We start from the raw sequence: 23171 nt of genomic DNA, 5'->3' as shown, positions 1-23171 counted from the left end.
AAGTAAAGTCCCCGCCGGAGTCTAGCACGCACAATCGCGTGGTCTGCACTTCGCCTCAGCGTCAATAAACCAACTGCGCCGGGGTGCACTTGATGGACTGCATGTGCACGTCGGTCCGGCCCAGCTCCAGCCCGAGTATCTGGGCCAGGGTCTGCGAGAGCAGGGTGCCGACACCATTGAGGAGCGGCTTGAGGGTCTCCAGCACCGGGGTCAGTGCCAGGCACAGCAGGCCGCTGCAGCGGACCTGGTCGGTGCCGGGGTCGGTCACCCCGGTGCCGCCGCCGAGGTCCTGCAGGCCGCCGGGCCGGGTCTGCATGTAGGAGGCCAGGTTGGATTTCACGCAGTTGTTGTAGTTGAGCAGGCTGCTGAGCAGGCTGTTGCAGCGGTTGATCACCAAGCCGCCAAGCAGAGAGCCGAGCAGGCCGCTCAATGCTCCCATGCCTTCGCCGGTGACCGTAGCGTTGTAGCCGTCCCAGACGGATCCCGCCTTGAAACAGGTATCGAGATACAGAATCCCGCATGCGAACGGCACGCCATTGGGTACAGTCCAGTCGCCCAATGCACCGACGCCATGCACCGGATCACCATGGCGCAGCAGCTCGATGGTCTTCTTGGCATCGTAGAACCCATTACCCGGATTGGCCGCCTTGAGATACTGGTCCGCCAATCGATTGGCGATAGCAGCGTCGGTGGTGCCCTGCTTGCCCGGGGTGACCACGTTGCTCAGAACGCGCAGCAGCTCGCTCACCAGGCCGGAGACGGCCGATCCGACCTGCGCCTGGTTGAAGTAAGTGGACGCGGTCTCTCCGGCGGCCAGGGTGATGGCTTCATCGTGGGTGAGCGCAGTGAGGGAAATCTTGTCGGTGACCAGCGGCGCCCCCAGCAGGGTCAGCAGCTGCTCGTTCTGCAGCCCGGTATCGCACACGTTGCGCTGCGAGAACTGACTGGCCGCATCCACACGGCCGACGCAGGCGCGCAGCAGCGACGACTGCACCCGCACCGTGGCCGTTGGCGGGGTGGCGCCACAGTTCAGTGCTTCCAGCGTGCCCATCGCGTTGGTCACATCGGCATAGATCGGCAGGTTCAGACGGATGCCCAGCGTATTGAGGATGGGGCCGAGCAGCGCCAGGCCGCCGGTATCGATATTGATCTTCAGCCGGACCTGCGCATTGTAGGCGCGCGTGCCGACACCGCCGATGGCGATGGACGGCGGTTCAATGATCGCCGCCTGCGTTTTGACCATGCCAAGGATGTCCAGATTGTTGACCGTGACCCCGTTGCCGCCATTGGCGATGCTGATGCTGGTGGTGATCAGGTCCAATGCGCTGACGTCGGCCTGCAGTGCCGGCGCTGCCGGGCCTTCGGGAGCCACGATGTGTGCGAACAGGCCGCCCGCGGCATCGGTGCTGCCCAGCTGGATAGTGAGTCGGTTGAGATCGAGCTTTGCCGCGAGTGCATTGCGCAGTGCACTCAGGTCCACGTTGGCGACACCCCTGTTGGTCAGCACGGTGGCCGTGGCATCCAGCAGCTGCCCGAGCGAGACCCGGTTGGCGGCCAGCAGTGCGTTGAACTCGGCGACGCCGATATTTGCGTTGACTGGAATTCCCAGTGCCTGCAGCAGGCCGCCCGGGCTGACCTTCGCCTGGGCCAATCCGTCATAGCCAAGCAGGGTGGTCCGGTCCAGATTGACACCCACCAGATTGAGCACGTTGCCCAACGGCGTCGTGCCATTGACCCGCAGCAACTGCGAGCCCACCGAGAACACCGCGATCGGCGGGGCGCGGGTCGCCACGGCCTCCGCACGCAGCGAGGGCAGGCGCGTGTTCTGGCCGAAGAACGGCACGACCGAGCGCGTCGCGACCACTTTGACCGCGTTGAGCGGGCTGGCCGCGTCCAGGATCATGCTGAAATGATCGTCCGCACCGCGGCTCGGGTTCCAGTTGCCGCACTGGATCGCCAGCGTGCCGGTGAAGCCGTTGTCCTTCTGCGCGTTGCCGCGGGCGGCGCTGTTGTCCGTGCGGTTGGCATTGCACAGGTCCAGCCGCTGCGCGCCGGCCATCGAGGCCAGGTCCACCACCTTCTGCGCATCGCGCTTGGCCCAGTACAGATAGCCCACTTCGACCAGGCCGAGCATGCCGACCAGGCCAAGCAGCACCAGCATCATGGTGACCGACATCCCGCCGCGCAGCCGCCGTCGGGACGGCCGGGGTGCGTAGGCGCTGGAGTGGTGCATGGCCTTGCCCTCCTTAGTTGGTGTCCGCGACGTCCTTCTTGACGCTGGTCTTGAGGAACTCGGGAATCTCGTGCTCGAAGCTCTTGAGGTAGCGCGCGTAGCTGGCGGCGGCCTGGTCACCCAGGATCGGCAGCCGTGCCCCGGCATGGGTGCCCTGGGCCTGCATGCGCAGCAGGTCGCGGGTGGTCTGGCCGATCTCGCCGCGCGGTGGCGGTGCGGGTGGCGTGTAGCGCTCGGCAGCTGTGGCGGCTGCGGATGCCGGCGAACGCTGCACGTAAGCCGGTACGGGCTCAACGCGCTCAATGGGCGCGGGCGCGGGCGGGGGCAGCGGCGTGGCGACGGCCGTGGGGGCATCCTGCCTGCCCAGCATCTGCCCGGTGAGCGGTGCCTGCTGCGCGATCACGGGCACCGCCCAGGTCACCAGCATCAGCAGCAGGCCAGCGTGCAGGAGCGGAACAGGTAGGCGACGCAGCTGGCTCATGGCGTGGTCTCGCTGGCAGGAGAAGGCGTGCTGAAGCGTTCCAGCATCGATGGCGCAAGGCGCGCATCGGCACTGGTGCGGCGATCGGTATCCACCGCCACGTGGCGTGGGGCTGGACGCGGGGCAGCGGGGTGCGGCGCAGGCAGGGCGCCGTACCCGGGCCCGGGCACGGCGGGCGCCGCCGCGACGCTGGCAGGCGCGCGTTGCACGGACGGTGCGGGTGTCGCCTGCTGGCGCAGTTGCTCGGCCAGGCGGCGCACCTCTGCCTGCGCACCGTCGGTCAGGCGAGCATTGCGCATGATCGTCTCGGCCATCTCGTTCTGGCCGCGCAGTAGTGCCCACACCGCCAGATTGGCGTTGGCTTTCGCGCTGCCCGGGGACAACTCGGCGGCCTTGGCCAGCGGCTCCTGTGCGCGGGCCCAGTCACCGGCGCGCAGGCGGGCAAAGCCGAGATCACCCAGGTAGCCGGTGTTCAACGGCTGCAGTTGCGCCGCCTTGGCCAGTGACTGCTCGGCGCGTACCGCGTCGCCGTCGCGGGCGGCGATCAGCCCGATGCCGTGCCAGGCCGCGGCCGCCTGCGGGCCACTGGTGAGGCTGCCGTACATGGTCAGTGCGGCTTCACGCTGCCCGGTTTCGCGCAGCGCATCGGCATTCAACAGGCGCAGCTGCGGGCTGTCGCCATAGCGCTGGCGATATGCCTCCACATGCGCCAGCGAGGCGTAGAAGGCGCCCTGCTGCTGCATTTTGGAGATCAGCTCGACGTACAGCTGCTTGTCGTCCTGCGGCGCCACCTCGGGCGAGGCCAGCGCCATCGGGTCCTGGCGATAACCGTTGCGCACGTTCGAACAGGCCGCGCAGAGCGCCGTCGCGGCGAGCAGCAGGCAGAGGCGGGGAAGCACGGCGTGGCGCATGGCGTTCAATCCAGTTTGGTCAGGGCGGAGGCGAGGGCGATGATGGCCGGACCGGCCAGCACCAGCATCAACGCCGGCAACAACGTCAACATCATCACCACGGTCATCTTCACCGAGAGCTTGCCGACCTTCTCCTTGAGCGTGGAACGGCGTTGTTCGCGCAGGCGCAGGCTGAACTGGCGCAGCGGTTCCTGCACCGCGCCGCCATGGGCATGGACCTGCAGGATCAGTTGCACCAGGCTGCGCAGGTCTTCGTCATCGAAGGATTCGCTGAGGCGGCGCAGTGACTGCTCCCGGCTGCGTCCATGCATGTAGGCGATGTTGGCTTGGTGGATCTCCCGGCCCAGCACCGGGACCGCGTTGCGCAGTTTGTCGCCGAGGGTCTGCAGGCTCTGGTCCATGCTGAAGCCCACGCCCTGCAGCAGCCGCAACAGGTCGATCAGCAGCGGCAGCTCGGCGGAGACCTGCTTGCGCAGGCGCATCGCCCACGCGCGCAGGGCGAACTTGGGCAGCAGGATGCCAAAGGCCAGCGCGCCGAAGATCACCATCGCGCGGCTGAAGCCGGTGCTGTGGTTGAAGGCCAGCACCAAGGCCAGAGTGGCGACCGCGATCAACAGGCGCAGGCCGAGGAAGATCGCGGTGCCGGCGTGGGTGTTCCATCCGGCCTGATCAAGCAGTAGCCGGTCTTCCGGAGCCAGCAGCGCCGCTTCGATACGCCCGCCGTTGAAGCGCTGGCCGAACGCGGCGACACCCTTGAGCCAGCGCTGGCGCAGGCTCACCGCCGGCGGAGGTGGTGCGGCCGGCGTGCCCGCCACATCGCGCGGCCGCAATGCGGCCTGCAACGCATCCTGGTGGCGCTGTTCGCGCCCGCTCAGCACCCAGCCACGCACCCCCAGCAGCGCCACGCCGGCGGCGAGCACCAACAACGTGGCGATCCACCAGCTGCTACTGGTCATGCGGGCCTCCGATCTGGACGCGCAGGCAGGCACTCATAGGGATTTGGCCAGCCGGTACAGCAGGAAGCCGCCGATCAGTTCCAGCCCCAATGCCCACAGCAACAGCTTGTGGCCGAGCGGCTCGTGGATGATCGGCTGGAAGAAATCCGGGCTGGTGATCGCCATCAGGACGGCACTGATCGGTGGCAGCAGACCGAGTACCCAGGCCGACATCCGGGTCTCGGAGGTGGTGGCCATCAGTTCCTGCTGGGCCTGATCCAGATCGCGCATGAAATCGGCCATGCGTTGCAGGATCTGATCGGCGCGCCCGCCGATCCGCACGCTGACGCCCAGCACCACCGAGAGCACATTCAAGGCTTCCAGCCGATAGGGCTGGGCGGCCTGCGCCAGGGCGCGGTCCAGGTCCAGGCCGCTGCGGGTGTAGGACAGGGTGGCATCGAGCAGGCCCCGCAGCGGCATCGGCATCTGCGCGGCCGATGTCTGGAAGGCCATCTGCAGGCTGTTGCCGAGACCGGCCAGGCGCACCAGGTTGTCGAGGAAGTCCGGCAGCTGGCGCAACAGCTTGGTCTGCAGCCGGTTGATGCGGCGCGATACCCAGAACCAGGCTGCCAGAGCGCTCAGTACCAGGATGATCGGCGCGGCCCACACCGTGCCGAGGCGTGCACTGGCGATCCAGGCCAGCAGCGCCGCGGCGGCGAGGATGAGCAGCGGTACCCGCCAACCGGTGGGCAGCGCAGCGCGCTGCATCAACGCGTCCCACGGCAGCCCCGCCGGTGCCGTGCTCACCGGCATCGGCCCCGGGCTGTCACCCATGCCTGCCAGGCGCGGCGAGGTGTCCGGACGCGCCAGCCGCTGCTCGGCGTGCTGCAATGACAACCGGCGTTGCTCGCGTGCGGCCGCGCCGCCCCACAGCTCCACGGCCAGGGCGATCAGCACCAGTGCCGCACTGCACAGGAGCAGGACGAAGGCCATGCTCAGAAGCCTCCGCCCAGTGCTTCGCGCAGCTGCCGGCGGAACGGTTCGAGCTTGTGAGAGTGTGGCTGGAAGCCAAGCCCGACCCAACGGTCGTACTCGTTGCCATCGGCGTCGATCTGCACTTCGTGACGGAACATCTCCTGGGTGGCGATCATGTTGTCGGTGACGCCGGTGATTTCCGTGATCGAGATGAGCACTCGGCGTCCGCTGCCCAGTCGCGAGATCTGCACGATGAAATCAATGGCGCTGGCGATCTGCCGGCGCAGACTGTCCTCGCTGCCCTGGAAGCCGGCGAAACCGGCGAGCATCTCGATGCGGTACAGGCAGTCGCGCGGCGAATTGGCGTGGATGGTGGCCATCGAGCCGTCATGGCCGGTATTCATCGCCTGCAGCATTTCCAGCACTTCGGCGCCACGCACTTCGCCGACCACGATCCGGTCCGGGCGCATGCGCAGGCTGTTGCGGACCAGGTCGCGGATGCTGATCGCGCCGTTGCCGTCCGCGCCGCCGATCCGGCTTTCCAGACGCACCACGTGTGGATGGTTGAGCGAAAGCTCGGCAGTGTCTTCAACGGTGATCACGCGTTCGTTGGCCGGAATGTAATTGGCCAGTGCATTGAGCAGCGAGGTCTTGCCCGAACTGGTGCCGCCGGACACCAGGATGTTGCAGCGCCCCAGGACCATCGCATGCAGCAGCGCCTGCATCGGCCGGTCGAACGTGCCCATGCGCAGCAGTTCATCGGGGGTGAACGGGTCCTTGCGGAACTTGCGGATCGAGACCATCGGCCCATCCACGGCCAACGGCGAGATGATGGCATTGAGGCGGCCGCCGTTGGGCAGGCGCGCATCCACCATCGGGTTGGATTCGTCCAGGCGGCGCCCGAGCGGGGCCAGGATCCGGCGCAGGATCCGCAGCAGGTGGCTGTCATCGCTGAAACGCTGCGGCGCCCGCTTGAGCATGCCGCCCTGGGAGACGTGGATGTCCTTGTAGCCGTTGATCAGGATGTCCTCGATCTCCGGGTCATGCAGCAGGTCATCGAGCGGGCCGAAGCCGGTCAGTTCCTTGACCAGCGCAGTGGCGACGATGTCCTTCTCCGCTTCGTTGATCGGGATCCGCCATTCGTGGACGAAGCCGGCGGTCTGCGCGTGCACGTAGCGCGACACGGTGTCCGGGGCCCACGCATCGATATCGATGCGCTCGTCCTCGATGCTGTTGAGAAGATGCTCATGTGCGGCGATCAGCACCTTCTGGTACTGCTCGGACTGCTCGAACGGCTGCACGCCGTGCTCGGCCTCGGTGCCGGCGTCGGCGCGGGCAGTGGTAGCAGTCGGGAACGGGGTCACTTTGTCTTCCATGGGGAACCACTCAGGCGAAGGGCGAGGTGTTCCCGCCAGCCCCTGGCCGGCGCGGGGGCCGTCGGATCCAGGTGCGACAACAGCGGGGCAAGGGCACGCACATACGGGTCGCGTGGCGCATCCTGCAGCAGCAGGCGGCCATGGCTGGCACTGGAGCGCAGTGTGGGACGATCCGGCAACACTGCCAACAGGGGCAGCTCGAAGCGGGTGGCGATCTGCGCCGGGCTCAGTCCACTGGCATCGTCGTGGCGGTTGATGATCAGCTGCACGCGGGCATCGCGTGCCCCTACCTGGGTGAGATGACGGAGCATCTGGTCCAGCGAGACGAGGGTGCCGATCGCCTGGTCGGCGATCAGCCAGATCTCATCGGCGCTGTTGAGCAGCGACACCGGCAACTGGCGCAGCGGAACACCGCCGAGATCGCACAGCACGGTGTGGAAGACACTGCGCAGGCGCTGCATCAGCATGCCCGGGTCCGCAAGCGTGGCGCCCTCCATGCCCGGCGGCTGGCCGAGCAGGGTGACGCCACTGGGGTGATGCGCCAGCGCGGTGCGTGCCAGCGTCGCATCGATACGCCCGGCATTGCGCAACGCATCGTCGAAATGGAAGGTGGGGTCCACATTGAGGTACAGCGTCAGATCGCCGGTGGGCTGGCCCAGATCCAGCAGCAGGGTCTGCGCACCGGCGGGCGCCGTCTCTGCCGGGGCAGCCCGATGGGCCGTGGCAGTCTGCTGGGCGAGCACCCCCAGGTGCGCCGCCAGGGTGCTGCTGCCTACGCCAGGCCGCACGCCCAGCAACAGGACCATGCGTGCACGTGCCGATGGCGTGGCCGGAACGCTGCTGCGGCCCTGCACGGCGAGTGAGGCAGCACGGCGCAACACCGCCTCCATCTCCTGCGGCGCGCTGTCCAGATCGAGCAGATCGCGCAACCCGGCGCGCAGCGCAGCCACGACGCCATCCATGTGGTCGGCCTGGGTCGAGCCGATCGCCACCAGCGGCAGCTCTGGCGCCTGCGCCTGCAGTTGCCGGGTCAACGCTGTGGAGAACGCCGCCTGCTCGTGCCGATAGTCCAGCAGTACCACGCAGCCGGTGTCGCGCAGCGGCTCCAGCGCCGAGGCCGGTGCGGCGCTGTCCAGCCACTGCACCACGCCCAGCGACGGCAGCAACGCCGAGAGCAGGGTGGCGAGTTCGCGGTCCGGTGCAAACAGCACGAGCTTCATCGAAGCATCCCGTGGTTGGACCAGTTGCAGAGTGGCGGACATGAGGGGCGGGTTCCTGGCATTGGGCTCAGCGCGAGAAGCCGGGCAGCTGGTCCGAGGAGGCCGGGCTCAGCAGCCAAGCACCCCATACCGGCAGGTTCGGCGATGCCTCGCGCTGGCCCGGCAGCGGCACTTCGGTGCCCTGGGCCAGCGGCTGCACCAGCCGTGGCGTGACGATGATGACCAGTTCCTTCTCTTCCTTCTTGTAGTTGAGGGTGCGGAAGAACGAGCCGATGATCGGCAGATCGCCGAGCAGCGGCACCTTGTCCACGTTGGAGCTGACGTTGTTGCTGACCAGCCCGCCGATCACGAAGGTTTCGCCGTCGCCCAGCTCGACCGTGGTGTCCGCGCGGCGCGTGGTGATCGACGGCACCTGCACGTCGTTGTAGGTGATGCCGGCGGCGTAGTTGAGATCGCTGGCTTCCGGGGCGACTTTCAGCGCGATGCGGTTCGGCCCGAGCACGGTCGGCGTCACGGTCAGGCCGATGCCGAAGGGCTTGAACGTCACCGTGGTGGTGCCCAGGCCCTGCGGCTCCAGGATCGGCAGTTCGCCACCGGCCAGGAAGCTCGCGCTCTGCCCGGACAACGCGACCAGGGTCGGCTCGGCCAGCACCCGGGCCATGCCGTTGCTCTGCAGCAGGTCGATGTTCGCGTCCCAGCCGTGGGTGAGGGATTTGAACACCAGCCCGAACGCCGAGGAAAGCGGGTTGGTGATGATGACGTCGTCCGGGCCGGCCGATTCGCCTGCCGGCAACACGCCGGGCAGGGTCGCGCCCGGCCGGGTGATGCCGTAGTAGAAGCCGTTGTTGCGGTTGAAATTCTTGTTGCCGAAGCTCATGCCGATCTGGCGCAGCACCGACTTGTTGAACTCGACGATCTTCACCTCGACCTGGACCACGCCGCCACTGGCGATGGTGGAGACATCGGCCAGCTGACCGTCTTTGCCGACCGCCATCGCCGCCGCCTTGACGCTGTTCTGGTGGTCCAGCAGCGAGGGGCTCAGGCCCTGCAGCAGGCCTTGACCGTCCTGCACGATCAGCTCGGTGCCACCGCCCTGTGCGCTCAGTGCACCCTGGACGGCGCTGCGTACTTCCACCTGCAGCCGTTCCGGCTCGCGGTTGCCATTACGCCACAGCAGCAGGGTGGTGCTGCCGGCCGCCTTGCCGACCAACAGCGCCTCGCGGCCACGCAGCATCACCACGTCGGCCACGCTGGGGTCGGCGATGGCCACCCGCTCCAGGTTGGCAGGCAGTGACCACGGGCGCTGCTCGCGGGTCTGCAGCACCAGCTCCGCCTCTGCGCTGGCCAGCAGCGGGCTGCCGATCAACACGCCGGCCAGCAGGCAGCGCGGCAGGGCGTGGGAGAAGCGGCGCGCGAGGGTGGGGCGTTCGGTCATGGGCTGTCTCGGCATGGGCTCAACGCGACCCGCTATGGGAGGAAATGTCACCACGGATGATTTCAATGCCCCGGTCCGCGCGCGGTGCAGCGCGGCGCGGGGCGCTGCTGGGCAGTGGCACTGTCGCGGCGGCACTGCGCCCGCGCCCGGCCAGTGCGTCGGTGTCGATGCCGGCGTAGGCGTCGTTCTCCGGGCGCTGCAGGGCAAGCCGTTCGTCGGGCGACAGCTCGCGGCGCGGGTTGAGCACGCGGCTGGGCGTGGGGAACAACGCCTGGTCCGGCAGCCCGATGTCGGCCGGGTTGCGCAGCGCCAGGAACAGCTTGCCCTGCTGGGCACCGAGCAGCAGCCGGTTCGCCTCGGCGACCGGCACTGCGAGCACGGCGCTGCGTGCCGGCGCTGTCGTTCCATCGCTGCGCGAACTGCTGGCCGACGTGCTGCCGCCGGTGATGTCCTGCGCCCGGCTGTCGTCCGGCGCGGGCGCGCTGCCATCGCTCGGCATGCTGGCAACGCTCTGGATGTCGTGCGCGCCATAGCTGAGAACACGCAGCCGCGACAGCAGCAGCCGGGTCTGCGCGTCACCGTCATCGCGCAAGCCGCCGGACGCGCGCAGGTTGAGGAACACATCGACGAAATCACCGGGCTGGATGCGGTTGCCCGCGGCGACCAGCTCGTCCACCGGCACCGCGAGTGCGCGCTCGCCGGGATTCAGGCGCAGCGAAAAACCCTGCGCGATCTGCGCGGTCTGGATCTGCGTGCCGGCCGCGATGTCCTGGGTCGGCACGGCGCCGACCAGGGCGTTGATCGAGGTGTAGGCGCCCACGGGGCGCTGCGGATGACCGCTGACCCGCAGGTCCTCGGCGGTGATCGGCCGCCCGGCGGGCAGTGCGCTGGCGGCCTCGACCACGGGCCAGGTCGCCGGTTGGGCGGGCGCGCCGACGCTCGCGGGCGTGCCCGGTGCTACCTCGCTGGCACGACGGCTGATGCCGAAGGCGACGAACGCCAGGATCACCGCCAGGCCGATCAGCAGGATCGCGGCGACGCGGGTCAACTTGAGCATGCGGTTCTCCGGAGTGTCATCAGTTGCCGCCGAGATCGAGTTGGGACACGGCGGTGCTGCGCAAGGGCTTGGGCATCACCCAGCCATAGACGCGGCCGGTGCCGGGCAGGAAGGGGTGGGCGCCGTAGTCATAGCTCACTTCCACACGGATGCATTGCACCGCGGGCAGATCCGCGCAGGGGGTGGGCGTGGAAACCGTGATCGGCGGGGCGCCTGCGGTAGCGCAGTCCGGCGTCTGCTTGGCGTAGGTCAGCAGCCACTGCATGGAGCGGCGTGCCGCCAGGCAGGCGGCGGTGCGGCGTTCGCCCGGCGTGGCATGGCGGAAGGCGGCACGTGCACCCTCGGCCGACGCCGCCGAGAGTGTCTGCTGCACGGCCATGATCATGACGCCGGAATAGGTGACCAGCAGCAACGGCAGCAGGCCGAACATCAGCATCAAGGCAAATTCCAGCGTGGCGATGCCGCGTTGGCGCCGGGCAGGACGGCGGTCTGGGAGCGCGACGCTCATGCAGCACCGCCGACGTGCTGCTGCAGCACCCACCACAGACTGGCGAACGCCAGGTAGGCCGCATACGGGATGCCAACCCGCCCCTGGCGTGCGTGACGCCATTGCGCGATCACCGGTTGCAAGCGGCGCGACACCGGGCCGCTGGAGACAGTGGAGAACGCGCCGTGGGACAACGCAGGTGCAAGGCGCCGCGCGACGATCACGCACATCGCATGTGCGCCGGCGAGCAGGCTGGCGATGATCCAGATCGGCAGCAGCGGCGAGGCGCCCAGCAGCAGCCCCAGCACGGCGAAGTACTTCACATCACCGGCGCCCATCCAGCCGATGGCATAGAACGGCAGCAGCGACAGCAACCCCAGCGCGAAGCCGAGCAGATGCGTGCCCGGAAAGCCGCGGCCGGCCATCAGCCACTGCCAGGCAAGCGCGGCCAGCGCCACCCCGGCAGCCAGGAGCAACCCACGATTGGATACCCGCCGGGCATACAGGTCGTGGATGGCGACCTGTACACCCAGCAGCAGTGCCAGCAGGGGAAGAAGTTCCATGCGGTAAGTCCCCCGAATCGGTCGTGCGACAACGTGATCCGTGCCATGCCGTCGCCGCGGGAGAGCCGGGCGACAGCGCTGGCGTCAGATCAGACGATCAGGTCGATGCTTTCGCAGTCGCGTCGTCAACAACCGTACCGAGCTTCTCGAAGAGGTTCTCGAAGAAACCCTGGATTTCCTTTTTGCCGACGGCCACCAGAATGCCCGCGATCACGGCGGCCAGCAGGCCGTACTCGAGCGCGGTCACGCCATCTTCTTCCACGAGGAACTTGCGAACGGATGCATTCATGACGGTTTCTCCCTTTCCCAATCAGAGCCCGAACGGGCGGATACAGCCCCTGGTACCGATGGTGTTGCCTGGCTCCGCCAGGACGGCCATCCAGACCGCGCATCCTGCGCGGTGCAGCCCTTACAGGCCTGCGCTATCGAGCGGACAGTGCCCGATCGACATCATTGGCGGCAGATCGCGCTGGACAGTGCGGGCATTGCCTGCGACGTGCGGCAGTGGCAATGCGGGCACTGAGAATGAAGGTTGCTGTCCATGGCGTTCCCCCTGCGTTACAGCATCACCGTGTCGGTACAACCGGGCGTCCTGATCTGGATGCTCGACGAACCGCGCGGTATCCAATACACAAAATCGGCAGGCGTCGTTTCAACTTGAGTAAATGACGATTCTTTTTCTGCGTATTGCGTGGAGTTGATGTAATCGCGGCAAAGTGAAGTGCGGGTGTAGATTATGTGATGGCCCTGTGATGTCAACTTTTTGACACGATTGGCAGGCGCATAAACGCTGGATTTCACGCAGGGCGGTCTTGGTTGTGACGGTGATTATGATTCTGTTTACCTGCCGTCCAGTTCGGGCATACTTGCCAAAAATGCGCATCCACGGCTTCGCGTAAATCGATGTCGCATGGAGTGAATGATTTAGCTGCGATCACTGAATGATTTAGGTGGGCGGGCTGGCAGGCATCGCCGCGGCGGGTTGGCCGTAGCAGGATGCGCTGCAGGACACGCAGGAGTGCGCACCCGGTGGCCATGCGGCGCAGGCACCGGAGTTCCAGGCGAAAGGGGGCATCACTGTCATGGTAGATGGTGTGGTGGATGACCAGATCCAGAGCGGGCTGCGGGCATTCGACCTGGCCTCGCTCAGCGGCGTGCTGCGCGTGTGCGATCTGGAGATGGTGCTGCTGGATGGCAACGGCCCGCGTGCCGCGATTGAATCGCAGGTGCATGACGAAGCGTTGTTCTGCACCGCGGTGAGCGGTTTTCATTTCCGCGGCCGCTTCATGCTGCCGCAGGACTGGTGCCTGCTCGGGCTGATCCATGCCACCGATGAGAATGTCAGCTGGTGCCATGGCATGCCATTGGCCGCCGGCATGGCGTTGACGGTGCTGCCCGAAGGCATCAGCGAGTTCACCCTCAGCGCCGGCACCCACCTGACCCTGCTGCTGGCGCCGATGCGACGTGTGCAGCGCAAGCTGACCGAGTTGAGCCTGCGCAATACCCTGCCTTCCGGGCAGGCGCTGTCGTTGTTCCAGGCGGGGGGAAGCGGCGGAGGGGCGCGGCTGACGCAGCGCTATGCCGATGTGCACGCGGCCTTGGCCGGGCAGGGCGGTGTATTGGCGGCCGATGCGGTGGACGCCCTTCTGCATGACCACATCCAGGCGCTGCTGGGCGCCGGCAGCGATGACCACCCTACCTGCAGCCGCGGCCGGCGCACGCATTATCTGATCGCGCAGCGTGCCGAGAACTTCATGCGGCTCAATCTGCGTCGTTATATCTATATGAATGAAATCTGTGACGCAGCCGGTGTGAGCGAGCGCGCGTTGCGGTATGCCTTCGAAGATCTGTTCGGCACCTCGCCCAACCGGTATCTGTCGATGCTGCGGTTATGCGCAGCCTGCCGCGGGTTGTCGATGGCCGATTCCAGCCGCAAATCGGTGAAAGCCATCGCACTCAGCTGCGGGCTGTGGGATCTGTCGCGATTCGCCGACAACTATCGACGCGTGTTCGGCGAGCTGCCGCGCGACACGCTGATGCGTGCGCCGGCCCAGATGGGCAGCCCGGCCTGAGGGTTACGTGGGCAGCTGCGTGCCCGCCGTGCACATATTCGGCAACCTGCCGAAATTGCCTATCGGCCTGCCGGTTTTACCCCTCGTCTTGCCGGAACGCACGTGTGCGCTGCCGGAATGAAGTGCTCGCGGTTTGACCCCTCGACTGTAATGACATCCACGTGCCGTCAGGCACCGGTGATGTTCAACGCATTCGTACACGGGGGAATACCTGATGAACCGTATCTTTCGATTGGTGTGGAGCCACCGGCTGAACGCCCTGGTGGTCGTCTCCGAAATCGCCACGGCGCGCGGCAGCCTGGCTGCTGGCCCGGTGGTGGTGCATCTGAAGGTGCCGATGTCGGTGCTGTCGCTGGGTCTGTCGCTGGCACTGTGCACGGGCAGTGCATGGGCGGGCGAGAACCAGACCCTCACCGACCTGCAGGCACTGACCGCCAAGTACACCGCACCCCTGCCGGTGAAGCTCGATGCCGAAGTGGCGCTGGCCGCGGCGGCGCGTGATCGTGGCACGGCCCCCCTGCTGAGCGTGGATGCCAAGGTCAATCTCAACCTCGGTACACCGACGACCCAGCGGCCGGCGCTGCAGGTACATGCCGCTGCGCAGGCGAACGCGGACCTGCCCAGGCGCGTTGGCGCGCCGGGTGCCCAGGGGGCGGCCCTGGCCGATCTGGGCATCGCGGCAGGCACGGGTAACGGTGCCAGGTTGAATGCCCATGCCGACATCGATGCGGTCGCCGCGGTTGCGCCGACGCCAGCGACGGTGCGGGTGCCGGTCAAGGCCGAGGCGAAGGCGGCGGCGGGCGTGGCGGTCGCCGCGACGCCGTCACCACGGAAGGTGGCACTGGAGGCCAACGTCGATGCGGCCGCCCAGGCACGCCTGGCGGCGGCCGAGGTGCAGGCCAAGGCGGCATTGATTGCCGAGGCCACGGTAACGCCCGACGCACCGGATGCCGTGCAGGCATCGCTGGCCAGCAACGTCGCCGGCGGCGTGCGGGTGGATGCAGTCGGCCACCGGGTCGATGCGGCCGACCGCAACCCCAAGCGCGTGGATGCCGGCGTCAGTGCCGTGCAGACCAGCTCGATGGCGCTGGCGCCGAACGGATTGGGCAACGCGCTCGGTGGGTTGTTGAACGGTGTGGGCGGGGCCGTTGGCGGCCTGCTCGACGGCGTCGGCACCACGGTGGGGGCGATCACCACACCGGTGGTCGGTGCGGTCGGTGCGATCACCACGCCGATCCTCGGCACGGTGTTCCCGGCGCCGACGTCGCTGCCGCCGGGAAGCCCGAAAGGGCCGGCACCGGCCGATCCCAATGCCGGCCTGGTCATCGGTACCGCCGGGTTGGTCGGTTCGCTCTCGCAGCTGGTCGGCCCCACCGCGCAGGGTTTGCTGGGTGGGGATGGCTACGTGCGCAATGGCAATCTGTCGGTCAGCAGCGCCAACGTGATGCAGACCTACTCGGTGACCAACGTGCTGGGGCTGCCGGTGGTCAACCTGACCCCGGTCGGCACGCTGCTCGATGGCCTGGGCAATGCGAGCACCGGCGGCAGCTCCCACCTGACCCTGATCGGTGGCGTCACCTCCGACAGCTACATCTACAACATTAACAACGGCAATCCCAATGGCCTGCTCGGCCTGCTGCTGCCCGACGGCTCGCCGGCGTGGTCCAACACCTGCGTCAATCTGCTGGTGGCGAGCGTGGACTGCTGGGCGGTCAACGCTGCGCAGGATTACCAGGTACTGGTCGGCGATGGCGCCTTTGCCAACGGCTCCAAGGAAGTGGTCATCGGTGCCAACGCACGGCATGAGCTGCCGCGGCAGGATGCCAACGTCGCGTTCCCCGGTGTCGGACTCAATGATCCGACCGACCCGACCGGTGTGCCGACCGCGGATTACGCCGCGCGCATGGGCCATTCGGTGGTCGTCGGCGATAGTGCGACGGGCACCGCCAACGGCCAGACCATCCTCGGTGCGGAAGCCACCTCCAACCAGGCCAACAGCGTGGCGCTGGGGTACCGTTCGGCCGCCAACCGCGGTGCGCAGGCCAGCTACAGTGCTTACGGGCTGAACGGGCAGCAGGTGTCGGCCGGTGAAGTCTCGGTCGGCTTCGCCGGCGGTGAGCGCCAGATCAGCAACGTGGCTGCCGGCAGCGCCGCCACCGACGCGGTCAACGTGGCCCAGCTGCAGGGCGCGATCTCGCAGATCGATGCGGTCGGCACGCTCGCGGTGACCTATGACGACGATGGCGCAGGCGGCGCCGACTTCCGCCGGGTCACCCTCGGCGGCGGCACCGGCACCACCACGATCGCCAACCTCGCCAACGGCGCGGTCAACGCAACCAGCACCGAGGCCATCAACGGCGCCCAGCTGTTCGACACCAACAGTGCGATTGTCGACTACTTCGGCGGCGTCACTGGCTACGATCCGGTCACCGGCGCGTGGACCGCACCGAGCTTCCAGATCTCCACGATCTCCACCGGCGGGGCAGTCGCGCAGGGGGTGTACGACAACGCCAGCGACGCCTTCTCCGCGGTGGATGGCTCGCTGGTCAACCTCAACACGCAGATCACCGATATCCGCAACGGTGTTGGCAGCCGCTATCTGAAGATCAACTCGACCGGGGCGGAAGCCGCCGCCGCGGGCCTGGACAGCATCGCGGTCGGCACGGGTGCCTCGGCCACGGCCGCCAACAGCATCGCGGTGGGCGCCGGCGCACTGGCCGACCGCCAGGACACGGTGTCCGTCGGTGCGGTCGGTGCAGAACGCCAGGTGGTCAACGTGGCCGCGGGCACCGAGGCCACCGATGCAGTCAACCTGGGCCAGCTGGAGGCGTCCGAACAGGGCGCACTGCGCTACGACCTCAATCCCGATGCCAGCGTGAACTACGCCAGTGCCACGCTGGGCAACGGTGGGGCTGCGACCACGCTCAGCAACCTGGCCGCCGGCAGTGTCACCGCCAGCAGCAGCGAGGCGATCAACGGCGCGCAGCTGTTCGCGGCCAACCAGGCCGTGGCCACCCACCTCGGTGGCGGCGCTGCGCTGGATGCCAACGGCATGGTCACCGCGCCGAGCTACACGATCAACAACGTGGCCAGTGATGGCCAGGTCACCACGGGCAACTATGACAACGTCGGCAGCGCCTTCGATGCGGTCAGCACCTCGCTGGCCAACGTCGCCGACCAGACCGACACCGTGGACCGGCTGGCAGTGAAGTACGACGCCGATGCCAGTGGCAACGCGACCAACACCATCACCTTGGCCGGCGATGCCAGCGGCGCGGCGGTGGCACTGACCAACCTGGCCGACGGACGCGTGCTGGCCGACAGCCTGGATGCGGTCAACGGCAACCAGCTGTTCCAGACCAACGCTGCCCTGGTCGGGTATTTCGGCGGCACCACCAACTTCGATGGCAACACCGGCATCTGGACCGCGCCGACCTTCCGCATCTCCTCGATCGCCACCGATGGCAGCGTCATCGCCAACGACTACAGCGACGTCACCGTGGCCTTCTCGGCGGTGGATACCTCGCTGACCAACCTCAATACCCGCATCGACCAGATCCAGCCGGGCGGCAACAGCCAGTACGTGCAGGTCAACTCGACCAAGGGCGCGGCCACCGCGGGCGGTGCCGACAGCATCGCGATCGGGCCGCTGGCGAGTGCGGCGGGCAGCGGCAGCGCGGCGATCGGCGATGGCGCCAGCGCCAGCGCGGACAACAGCGTCGCCCTCGGCGCCGGCTCGGTGGCCAGTGTGGGCGCACAGGCCGGGTACACCGGTGCCTACGGCCAGGCCGGTGCCAGCAACTCGGTGGGCGAGGTGGCCGTCGGCAGCACCGGTGCCGAGCGCAAGGTCACCCACGTGGCGGACGGTTCCGAACGCTACGACGCGGTCAATGTCGGGCAGCTGCAGAGCGGCGTGAACTACGCGATCAGCGAGTCCAAGACCTACACGGACACGCAGATCAGCAACATCAACAACGGTACGTCCGGCATGTTCCAGGTCAACAACACGCAGAACCTGGCCGCGCCGGCCGCCACTGGCGACAACGCCGTGGCCGGTGGCGCCGGCGCCGCCGCTGCGGGCAACAACGCTACGGCGCTGGGCAACGGGGCCAATGCGCAGGGCAGCAACAGCGTCGCCCTGGGTGCCGGTTCGGTGGCCAACCGGGCCAACACGGTCTCGGTGGGCAGCAGCGGCGCGGAACGGCAGATCGCCAATGTCGCCGATGGCAGTGAAGCCACCGATGCAGTCAACGTGCGCCAGCTGCAGGCCTCGCAGCAGGGCACGATCCGCTATGACAGCAACATCAATGGCACCACCAACCTCAACAGCGTGACCCTGGGCAGTACCGCCACGGGGCCGACGACGGTGCGCAACGTCGCCCCGGGTACCGCCGGGACCGATGCCGTCAACGTGGACCAGCTGCGCAGTGGCATGGCCCAGACCCTGGACTGGTCCAAGGCCTACACCGACGAGCGCATGGACTCGTTCGACCGCAACCTGCAGAAGACCGACAACCGTGCGTCGGCCGGTGTGGCCTCGGCGATGGCGGTGGCCGCCCTGCCGCAACCCTACGAGGCCGGCCGCAGCATGGCCTCGCTCGCCGCCGGCAGCTTCAACGGCGAATCCGGCGTGGCGGTGGGCATCTCCGGGGTCTCCGAAGGCGGGCGCTGGATCTACAAGTTCAGCGGGTCGACCAACAGCCGCGGCGATGGTGGTGTCGCGGTAGGTGCCGGCATCCAGTGGTGACCGCCTCCGGTGCCGGCGCGCTGCCGGCACCGGACCTGCGGTCCGTATTCAACGCATACAGGGGGAACACCATGTCCATGCAGCCCACATCCACCACCCAGGTGCCGCTGTTGCGGTCACTGGGCCTGAGCCTGGCGGCCCTGCTGCTGGGCGCCTGCGCCAGCCACGGCGAGCAACGCACCACACCGTCCACTGCGAGCGCCGACACCGACGCGGCGAGCTTCCCGGATCCCCGCAAAGCGACGCTGAAGGAGGGCCTGTTCGTGGATGTCGACAACCTGCGCCTGTTCGCCCGTGGCATGAGCAAACGCCAGCTGTATTCGCTGCTGGGCACTCCGCATTTCGGCGAGGGCATGTGGGGCGTGCGCGAATGGAACTACCTGTTCAACTTCCGCAGCAGCCCGGGTGGGGACTATTTCACCTGCCAGTTCAAGGTCGACTTCGACGGCAAAGGCATCGCCCAGGCGGCGCACTGGAAACCCCAGGCCTGTGCGGCCGTGCTTGATCCGCCGCGCCCCCCGGCGCCCCCGGCACCCGCGCCGATGCCGAGCGAGCCGCTGCGGCTGGCGGCCGACGCGATGTTTGCCTTCGACAGCGCCGTGCTCACCCCCGAGGGGCGCCGGAACGTGGATGCCCTCCTGCAGCAGGTACGCGATGCCAGCCGGGTGCAGACGATCCGGGTGATCGGCTATACGGACCGGATCGGCAGTGACCGTTACAACCTGGTGCTGTCGCAACGGCGCGCCGAAGCCGTGCGCGATGCGCTGGTGGCCGGCGGGGTGCCGGCGGCGGCCATCGTTGCCGAAGGGCGCGGCAAGGCCGATCCGCTGGTGCAGTGCGAGCAGGCGCAGCGCAAGGCCCTGATCGTGTGTCTGGCGCCGAACCGGCGCGTCGAACTGTCGGGCAGGGCACTGCCGCGCTGAAGCCGCACGGTCCCGCCTGCTCACCTCTGTCTGCGCATACCCCGTCGGCGCACCCGTGCGCCGGCGAGGGACCGTCTTGACCTGGCGCGTCGTCCGCACAGCGTGATGTCTCCCCCGTCATCGTTCTGAAGACGGCGCGCCAGGTCATCTCTTCCTCCCACCCGGGGCGGCCACAGGCGATCTGCGGCCGCCATTGCCGGTTACGGCATCAGGACTTTATCGATCACGTGGATCACGCCGTTGCTCTGCTTCACATCGGCAATGGTCACATGCGCGACCTGGCCTTTGCTGTCGGTCAGGGTGATGCCCTTGCCGGCGACGCGGGCGGTCAGCGCTTCACCTTCGACCGTCGTCAGGCTCGCCTTGCCACCGCCCTGCTTGATCTTGGCCATCAGATCGGTGCTGGTGACCGCGCCGGGGACCACGTGGTAGGTCAGGATCTTGGTCAGGTCCGCCTTCTTTTCCGGCTTCAGCAGTCCCTCCACGGTGCCCTTGGGCAGCGCGGAGAAGGCCGCATTGGTCGGCGCGAACACGGTAAACGGACCGGGGCCCTTCAGCGTATCGACCAGGCCGGCCGCTTTGACCGCCGCGACCAGCGTGGTGTGATCCTTGGAATTGACGGCGTTGTCGATGATGTCCTTGTTGGCATACATCGCCGCGCCCCCCACCATCGGATTGCTGTGCTGCGCGCCCATCATGGGGGCAGGGGCCTGCGCGAAGACGAGCGGGGACGCGGTGGCGGCGAGACAGCCGATCAGTACAAGGCCTGCGAACTGGATCTTCATGACCAAACTCCCGAATGGATGCGCCGGTGTGACGCACCTTCAGCTACGGCGGGAGTGGCGGGGCGGATGCACTTCAAGCGCACTATTTTTCAACTGTCAGGCGCAGGTGAGGATGGCGTCAGCACGGTGCGATGGCGGCGCCCGGGTGCGGGGTTCAGCGGCCCTGTTCGCTGGTGATGTCGGCGCAGGATGGCATGGGCCGCCGGGTCACGCACGGCCGTGCGCTAGAGGACCCCGGGAATCGGGATGGCCAGCGCTGCTTTCTCCGCCTCGCAGTTGCTGGGCTGCACACTGTTGCTGCGCAGCGACTGGATCTCCGCCCGCGCCAGCGCCATGTCGCGGTTGAAATCCGCGTTGGCATGCAGGGCCGCCACCGCGCCGGCAGCGACCGCACGCCCTTCGAGCACGTCGCTCTGCCAGTGCGCGTTGCAGATCAGGCGGTTTTCACCGAACGCGCGGCCACGTGCGAGCAGGGCGTCGGCGCGCTCCGGGCTCAGCTCGGTCAGCAGCAGGGCCCAGCTCCAGCTGATGGCGGTATGCCCGGACGGATAGGAGCCGTCGGTCCGCAGGGAGGCCTCGTCGGCCGGCGCACAGGTGCCTTCCTTGTAGAACACGAAGGGGCGCGTGCGCTTGTAATGGTCCTTGGCGGCATAGGTGGCCAGCCCGGCATCGACCAGCGTGCGCTGCAGCAGCAGGTACAGCGCCGGCGATGTCTGTTGGCTGATCGGCACCCCGAGCGCGCAGGAGAACGTGTTGGCCACCTGCGGGAAGTGCAGGTCCGAATCCGTGGTCGCCAGCGTGTACCTGGGCGTCCCTCGCAGCTGCTGCGCGGCCCGATGGATGGCTTGATCGTTGGCGAATGCCGCCGAGCCCTTGGCCGGGGGCGCTGGCAGCAGGGCCAGGCTGTCCGGCAGTGCGCGCCCGAGGTAGCCGGCGGGAATCCCGGGCCGCAGCTCCGGTACTGGCGCCGGCGTGGCGACAGCGCTCGGCGGCGCCGTGGATGCCATCGTGGATGCCGGCGGCGTGGTACTGCAGGCCGTCAACGCGCAGGTCAGCGCGAGCAGGGCCGCGCCATGGCGACAGCGGGAGGGCAGGGCATTCCAGTGCATGGGGCGCTCCACGGGCAAGTGTCGGTTTACTGTGTGCGGACGCCCCACCCTGCACAACCGCCTTTCTACGTGTCCGCCGCCAGTATGTTTACTGATGCAGTGCCGCCCGCAGGGGGGGCAGATCGACTGCGGCGTCCCCAAGCGGGAAACGCACTTCGACACGGGTGCCTCCCAACGGGCTGGCACTCACCTCAAGCGTGCCGCCCAGCAGCCGCGCGCGTTCTTCCATGCTGATCATGCCCAAGCCCGGCGCGGGCGGTGTCCCGCTGGGCGCAGGCATGCCGACGCCGTCATCGTCGACCCGCAACAGCAGCTGCTCGCCACGCACCGCCACCAGCACGTGGGCCGTACTGGCGCGCGCATGCTTGTCCACGTTGTTGACGGCCTCCTGCACGATCCGGAACAGGCTCAGCTCCTGCTCGTCGCTGAGCCGTGGCGGCGTCTCGATCCGGCAACGCACCCGCAACGCGCCGCGCGCATTGCGTTTGATGCAGAACGCATCCAGCGCACTGGCCAGCCCGGTGAAGCGCAGGATACTGGGGTGCAGCTCGTGGGAGATCGAGCGGATGTCGTTGGATACCGTCAGCAGCTGCTCCTGAAGTTCCACCACGCTGCGGCGCTCGGCATCGGGAATCTGATTGCGCAATGCGCTCAGGCAGATGGAAATGGCCGCGAGCGACTGGTTGACGTCGTCATGCAGATCGCGGGCGATGCGCGTGCGTTCTTCCTCCTGCACCACCAGCATCCGCCCGGTGACCTCGCCCAGGCGCCGATAGGCCTGCTGGAGCTTGAGGTGATTGGAGAGCTTCTGCTCCGACAGCGCGCCCAGGAACAACAGCGCACACCCGGTGCCCAAGGTCCACGCCTGTGCGGTGATCAGGTTGCGGTCCGGCGTCCAGAACGCGAACGGCCCCATGCCTTCCATGCTGAGCTGCATGCCAAGCAGGGCAACGATCACCATGGCGATCGACGCACCGGTCACACCGAAGACGATCAACGCCCACACCAGCAGCGGAATCGGTACCAGCACCAGCAGGGGAGTGATCACCCCATCACGCCAGTCCACGCCCCAGGCCAGGCCCAGCACTCCCAGCAGGCACAGCGCGACGGCCAGCGTTCGCCAGCGCCATCCATTGCGCCGCTCCGGTGTCTGCAGCACACGCGCGAGGTTGACCACCGCCGAGACGATCAGCAGATAGCTGACGCTGCTGCACAGCATCAACGTGAACATCGCGCCCGGCGCCAGCCCCGGTGGGCCGCCGGCGAACAACAGCGCCTGCCACCAGGCCACACAGCCGGGCACGATAAGGCACCCCAGAAGCACGAACAGGCCGATCTCGCGGTAGCCCTCCAGCGGTGCGCGCTCTCCGCGCCAGCGCAGCAGCAGCCAGGCCGCTGCGATGACCAGCGCGAATTCGCCTGCGCTGGCCAGCAGCCGCGGCAGCGCCACGAAAGGCACCAGCACGAAGGCCAGCGCCGTACCCGCACAGGCGGCGAGCACGCAGGTCCGCCATTGCGCCCTGGGGGTGAACAGCAACCAGCCAAGCAGCAGGGGGCCCGGAATCCACAGCACATGCAGCCGGAAACCGGGGATCTGCGCCAGGGTCGGCAGCAGCTGCCCGAGCAGGCACCCCAGCAGCAGCGGCAACACCTGCGTGAGCGCGCTGCGAAGCCCGGGTGATGTGCGTGTGGAGGGCGGGGTGTTGCCGAGGTCGTCCGGCGGAATGTCGGTGGAGCTGTCGACAGGAGCGATGTGCGTTACCGTTGCAATGACGGGCACGTGGACCTCGGCCGGTGCGTGATGAAGCGTCGGATCGATACGCCTTCGGACGTCTCTCGATGTGATGCGTTTCACGCTTGCG

Annotated in this window: 18 protein-coding genes; 3 read left to right on the top strand and 15 right to left on the bottom strand. The window is 67.8% G+C overall.

The genetic code is table 11. The features are described from left to right. Positions 1-61 precede the first annotated feature (61 nt). From BCL79_RS02435 to BCL79_RS02380, 12 genes are all read right to left on the bottom strand, one after another. Positions 62-2233, bottom strand: a complete 2172-nt coding sequence (locus tag BCL79_RS02435; RefSeq protein WP_121037013.1) for a TadG family pilus assembly protein — start codon at positions 2231-2233, stop codon at positions 62-64. A 13-nt stretch (positions 2234-2246) separates the two neighbouring features. After that, a complete protein-coding gene (locus BCL79_RS02430; protein ID WP_259462082.1) occupies positions 2247-2714 on the bottom strand; it encodes a DUF3613 domain-containing protein in 468 nt (155 codons plus the stop codon). After that, positions 2711-3625 (bottom strand): Flp pilus assembly protein TadD, encoded by a 915-nt coding sequence (locus tag BCL79_RS02425; protein WP_121037012.1) that lies wholly within the window; start codon positions 3623-3625, stop codon positions 2711-2713. Before BCL79_RS02425 ends, BCL79_RS02430 begins: the two co-directional genes overlap by 4 nt. A gap of 5 nt (positions 3626-3630) precedes the next feature. Continuing rightward, entirely contained in the window at positions 3631-4581 is a 951-nt protein-coding gene (locus tag BCL79_RS02420) for a type II secretion system F family protein (RefSeq protein ID WP_121037011.1), read from the bottom strand. A gap of 33 nt (positions 4582-4614) precedes the next feature. After that, positions 4615-5553, bottom strand: a complete 939-nt coding sequence (locus tag BCL79_RS02415) for a type II secretion system F family protein (protein ID WP_121037010.1) — start codon at positions 5551-5553, stop codon at positions 4615-4617. Between the two features lie 2 nt (positions 5554-5555). Beyond that, entirely contained in the window at positions 5556-6911 is a 1356-nt protein-coding gene (locus BCL79_RS02410) for a CpaF family protein (protein WP_121037009.1), read from the bottom strand. Next, positions 6896-8131: an AAA family ATPase gene (locus tag BCL79_RS02405; protein ID WP_121037008.1), complete on the bottom strand. Its 1236-nt coding sequence runs from the start codon at positions 8129-8131 to the stop codon at positions 6896-6898. Before BCL79_RS02405 ends, BCL79_RS02410 begins: the two co-directional genes overlap by 16 nt. A 67-nt stretch (positions 8132-8198) precedes the next feature. Continuing rightward, positions 8199-9566: a type II and III secretion system protein family protein gene (locus BCL79_RS02400; RefSeq protein ID WP_121037007.1), complete on the bottom strand. Its 1368-nt coding sequence runs from the start codon at positions 9564-9566 to the stop codon at positions 8199-8201. A gap of 19 nt (positions 9567-9585) precedes the next feature. Continuing rightward, entirely contained in the window at positions 9586-10623 is a 1038-nt protein-coding gene (gene cpaB, locus BCL79_RS02395) for a Flp pilus assembly protein CpaB (RefSeq protein WP_121037006.1), read from the bottom strand. Between the two features lie 19 nt (positions 10624-10642). Beyond that, positions 10643-11131, bottom strand: coding sequence for a pilus assembly protein (locus BCL79_RS02390; RefSeq protein WP_121037005.1), 489 nt, complete (start codon positions 11129-11131; stop codon positions 10643-10645). Continuing rightward, the gene (locus tag BCL79_RS02385; protein ID WP_121037004.1) at positions 11128-11673 is read right to left on the bottom strand and encodes an A24 family peptidase; all 546 of its coding nucleotides are present in this window, start codon (positions 11671-11673) and stop codon (positions 11128-11130) included. The genes BCL79_RS02390 and BCL79_RS02385 overlap by 4 nt, the downstream gene beginning before the upstream one ends. A gap of 97 nt (positions 11674-11770) precedes the next feature. Then, entirely contained in the window at positions 11771-11962 is a 192-nt protein-coding gene (locus BCL79_RS02380) for a Flp family type IVb pilin (protein ID WP_121037003.1), read from the bottom strand. 793 nt (positions 11963-12755) lie between these two features. On the opposite strand from BCL79_RS02380, the gene BCL79_RS02375 reads away from it, so the two are divergent. The 3 genes from BCL79_RS02375 (at position 12756) to BCL79_RS02365 (ending at position 19415) form a co-directional block, all read left to right on the top strand. Then, positions 12756-13745 (top strand): helix-turn-helix domain-containing protein, encoded by a 990-nt coding sequence (locus BCL79_RS02375; RefSeq protein ID WP_121037002.1) that lies wholly within the window; start codon positions 12756-12758, stop codon positions 13743-13745. A 214-nt stretch (positions 13746-13959) separates the two neighbouring features. Next, positions 13960-18492, top strand: a complete 4533-nt coding sequence (locus BCL79_RS02370; RefSeq protein ID WP_121037001.1) for a YadA-like family protein — start codon at positions 13960-13962, stop codon at positions 18490-18492. 77 nt (positions 18493-18569) lie between these two features. Next, positions 18570-19415, top strand: a complete 846-nt coding sequence (locus BCL79_RS02365; RefSeq protein ID WP_121041076.1) for an OmpA family protein — start codon at positions 18570-18572, stop codon at positions 19413-19415. Positions 19416-19615: 200 nt separating this feature from the next. Here the strand turns inward: BCL79_RS02365 and BCL79_RS02360 are convergent, their stop codons facing one another. From BCL79_RS02360 to BCL79_RS02350, 3 genes are all read right to left on the bottom strand, one after another. Continuing rightward, positions 19616-20200 (bottom strand): fasciclin domain-containing protein, encoded by a 585-nt coding sequence (locus BCL79_RS02360; protein WP_121037000.1) that lies wholly within the window; start codon positions 20198-20200, stop codon positions 19616-19618. A 224-nt stretch (positions 20201-20424) separates the two neighbouring features. Next, complete coding sequence (locus BCL79_RS02355) at positions 20425-21309, bottom strand: acid phosphatase (RefSeq protein ID WP_121036999.1); 885 nt, start codon at positions 21307-21309, stop codon at positions 20425-20427. 88 nt (positions 21310-21397) lie between these two features. After that, on the bottom strand, positions 21398-23089 hold the full coding sequence (locus tag BCL79_RS02350; RefSeq protein WP_147433835.1) for a sensor histidine kinase: 1692 nt from the start codon (positions 23087-23089) through the stop codon (positions 21398-21400). Between the last annotated feature and the right edge of the window lie 82 nt (positions 23090-23171).

Source organism: Stenotrophomonas rhizophila, assembly GCF_003651185.1.
Classification (GTDB): domain Bacteria; phylum Pseudomonadota; class Gammaproteobacteria; order Xanthomonadales; family Xanthomonadaceae; genus Stenotrophomonas; species Stenotrophomonas maltophilia_Z.
The sequence above is the reverse complement of the archived record's forward strand: the minus strand, read 5'-3'. Positions and strand labels throughout refer to the sequence as shown.

Coding starts and splice junctions, on each gene's coding strand:
- BCL79_RS02370 (WP_121037001.1), top strand. CDS start 13,960: ATGAACCGTATCTTTCGATTGGTGTGGAGCCACCGGCTGAACGCCCTG.
- BCL79_RS02425 (WP_121037012.1), bottom strand. CDS start 3,625: ATGCGCCACGCCGTGCTTCCCCGCCTCTGCCTGCTGCTCGCCGCGACG.
- BCL79_RS02410 (WP_121037009.1), bottom strand. CDS start 6,911: ATGGAAGACAAAGTGACCCCGTTCCCGACTGCTACCACTGCCCGCGCC.
- BCL79_RS02405 (WP_121037008.1), bottom strand. CDS start 8,131: ATGAAGCTCGTGCTGTTTGCACCGGACCGCGAACTCGCCACCCTGCTC.
- BCL79_RS02435 (WP_121037013.1), bottom strand. CDS start 2,233: ATGCACCACTCCAGCGCCTACGCACCCCGGCCGTCCCGACGGCGGCTG.
- BCL79_RS02360 (WP_121037000.1), bottom strand. CDS start 20,200: ATGAAGATCCAGTTCGCAGGCCTTGTACTGATCGGCTGTCTCGCCGCC.
- BCL79_RS02365 (WP_121041076.1), top strand. CDS start 18,570: ATGCAGCCCACATCCACCACCCAGGTGCCGCTGTTGCGGTCACTGGGC.
- BCL79_RS02390 (WP_121037005.1), bottom strand. CDS start 11,131: ATGAGCGTCGCGCTCCCAGACCGCCGTCCTGCCCGGCGCCAACGCGGC.
- BCL79_RS02375 (WP_121037002.1), top strand. CDS start 12,756: ATGGTAGATGGTGTGGTGGATGACCAGATCCAGAGCGGGCTGCGGGCA.
- BCL79_RS02385 (WP_121037004.1), bottom strand. CDS start 11,673: ATGGAACTTCTTCCCCTGCTGGCACTGCTGCTGGGTGTACAGGTCGCC.
- cpaB (WP_121037006.1), bottom strand. CDS start 10,623: ATGCTCAAGTTGACCCGCGTCGCCGCGATCCTGCTGATCGGCCTGGCG.
- BCL79_RS02355 (WP_121036999.1), bottom strand. CDS start 21,309: ATGCACTGGAATGCCCTGCCCTCCCGCTGTCGCCATGGCGCGGCCCTG.
- BCL79_RS02380 (WP_121037003.1), bottom strand. CDS start 11,962: ATGAATGCATCCGTTCGCAAGTTCCTCGTGGAAGAAGATGGCGTGACC.
- BCL79_RS02420 (WP_121037011.1), bottom strand. CDS start 4,581: ATGACCAGTAGCAGCTGGTGGATCGCCACGTTGTTGGTGCTCGCCGCC.
- BCL79_RS02415 (WP_121037010.1), bottom strand. CDS start 5,553: ATGGCCTTCGTCCTGCTCCTGTGCAGTGCGGCACTGGTGCTGATCGCC.
- BCL79_RS02400 (WP_121037007.1), bottom strand. CDS start 9,566: ATGACCGAACGCCCCACCCTCGCGCGCCGCTTCTCCCACGCCCTGCCG.
- BCL79_RS02430 (WP_259462082.1), bottom strand. CDS start 2,714: ATGAGCCAGCTGCGTCGCCTACCTGTTCCGCTCCTGCACGCTGGCCTG.